We start from the raw sequence: 2,406 nt of genomic DNA, 5'->3' as shown, positions 1-2,406 counted from the left end.
GACAGGCCGGGTCGTCGGCAAGATAGGCTTCGGTTTCCACAATTCTCCCCACCGTCGTTCCTTCCGCTGTTTCATGGACCAGGTAATGGCCCAGCAGTCGGGAGGCGACGTCGATTGTCGAAGAGGAGGAACGGATTTTAATGATCGAACGCATAAGCCTTTTCCCGTTTGACCGGTTCCAAAAAATCCTCTATTACCTCCATCAATCATGGCCGTCAAACACGACAATATCTGGATGATGCGAACGTATTCCGGCCACACCACCGCCAAAGCCTCAAATGAACTCTACCGCACCAACCTCGCCAAAGGCCAAACCGGCCTGTCGGTCGCCTTCGATCTCCCCACGCAGACCGGCTACGACTCGGATCATCCACTGGCCGTCGCCGAGGTGGGTAAAGTGGGGGTTCCGATTTCCCACATCGAGGACATGGAGACCCTCTTTAAGGGAATTCCCCTCGATCAGATGAACACCTCCATGACCATCAACTCCACGGCGGCCTGGCTGTTGTCATTATATATCGCGGCCGCCGAAAGGCAGGGGGTCGATCCGAGGCTTTTGCAGGGGACGACGCAAAACGATATTCTGAAAGAATATCTCTCGCGGGGAACGCACATCTTTCCGCCGGAGCCCTCCGTCCGCCTGGCCAAAGATACCATCACCTACACGGTCAAAAATGTCCCGAAGTGGAACCCGATCAATGTCTGCCCTTATCATCTTCAGGAGGTCGGCGCCACGCCGGTGCAGGAACTGGCTTTTGGCCTCGCCAACGCGTGTTGCATTCTGGATGCGGTGAAAAATTCCGGGGAAGTTGCAGGGGAAGACTTTGAGCAGTCGGTGGGGCGGATTTCGTTTTTTGTCGATTCGAGCATCCGGTTTGTCGAAGAGGTCTGCAAGATGCGGGCCTTCGCCTCCCTGTGGGATAAGCTTCTCCAAAACCGATACGGCGTCAAAAATCCCAAATACCGCCGGTTTCGTTATGGCGTCCAGGTCAATTCCCTCGGACTCACCGAGCGCCAGCCCGAAAATAATATTCAACGGATTGTTCTGGAAATGCTGGGGGTCACCCTGTCGAAAAACGCTCGTGCCCGCGCCGTCCAGCTCCCCTGCTGGAACGAGGCGCTGGGGCTTCCCCGGCCGTGGGATCAGCAGTGGAGCTTGCGGATCCAGCAGGTGCTGGCCCATGAGACCGATCTTTTGGAGTATGATGATATTTTTGAGGGATCGAGGGTCATCGAGGCGAAGACAAGGGAGTTGGCGAACGCCGCGGAAAAAGAACTTCAAAAAGTGTTGGACATGGGGGGCTCGATCGCCGCGCTCTCGTATATGAAACAACAACTCGTGACCTCCAACGCCTTGCGCGTCAAAGCCATTGAGGATGCAAACATAAAAGTGGTCGGTATCAACTGCTTCACCGAAACGGCCCCCTCCCCGCTTTCGGCCGGAAGCGACGGCGGCATTATGAAGATCAATGAAAAGGCGGTTGCGGATAAGATCAAGGCGCTTAAAGGCTTTCGAAATAAACGGAACAAAGCCGCGGTCGGCCGCGCCTTGAAAAATTTGAAAGAGGCGGCCAAAAGCGGGGGCAACGTCATGCCGGCCTCTATTGCCGCCGCAAAGATCGGTATCACCACCGGCGAATGGGCCGATACCCTGCGCGAGGTGTTTGGTGAATATCGGGCGCCAACCGGTGTGGCCGGTGTAACCACGGCGGGACAGACGGAAGGGATTAAGGGGGCGCGTGAGGCGGTGGCCCGCTTCGAAAAGGAGACCGGCGAAAAACTGCGAATCCTCGTCGGCAAACCGGGGCTGGACGGGCATTCCAGCGGCGCCGAGCAGATCGCCGTCCGGGCGCGCGACGCCGGGATGGAGGTGGTCTACCAGGGGATCCGGCTCACCCCCCGGCAGATTGTCGAGTCGGCCCTGCAGGAGGGGGTGCATGTCATCGGCTTGAGCATCCTGTCCGGTTCCCACCGTCTGCTGGTTTCCGAGCTGATCAGACAGATGAAGGCAAAAAAGATCCACAACATCCCCGTTGTTGTGGGAGGCATCATCCCCCCTTCCGACAAAAAGATTCTCCTAAAACAGGGGGTGGCAAAGGTTTACACGCCGAAGGATTTTGAGTTGAATGTGATTATGGCTGATATGGCAGAGCTCGCTTTAAAGAAATACAAGAATTTTAAATCGGTAAGAAGGAAAAACTAACAATAGCAACCGAAGGGCCCTTCGCCGCAATCACGGCAGGTGCCGTCGGAGCAACGCTCACAGGTGCCGCAGTCGGAATCGCTGTCGCACTCATCCGTGTCTTCTTCCTCTTCTTCGTCCCCGGCATCTTCTTCTTCAGCATCGGCTCCCAACAGAAAACAATCATTGACTTCATCGACATCACTGCAGTCCGATTCATCGAG

At 56.1% G+C, this 2,406-nt stretch carries 3 protein-coding genes; 1 reads left to right on the top strand and 2 read right to left on the bottom strand.

All coding sequences use genetic code 11. The features are described from left to right. On the bottom strand, positions 1-154 hold a 154-nt coding region (locus HYU99_01435; protein MBI2339018.1), incomplete at its 3' end, for a DNA-3-methyladenine glycosylase. A gap of 54 nt (positions 155-208) precedes the next feature. Between HYU99_01435 and HYU99_01430 the strand changes: the two genes are divergently transcribed. After that, a complete protein-coding gene (locus tag HYU99_01430; protein ID MBI2339017.1) occupies positions 209-2,203 on the top strand; it encodes a protein meaA in 1,995 nt (664 codons plus the stop codon). Here HYU99_01430 and HYU99_01425 read toward each other — a convergent pair. Further along, positions 2,200-2,406 (bottom strand): hypothetical protein (locus HYU99_01425; GenBank protein ID MBI2339016.1); only part of this gene is annotated, 207 nt, incomplete at its 5' end. The genes HYU99_01430 and HYU99_01425 overlap by 4 nt on opposite strands.

Source organism: Deltaproteobacteria bacterium (assembly GCA_016183175.1).
GTDB lineage: Bacteria > UBA10199 > UBA10199 > UBA10199 > SBBF01 > JACPFC01.
Note: the sequence above shows the minus strand (reverse complement) of the source record. Positions and strands in the feature narration are given on the sequence as shown.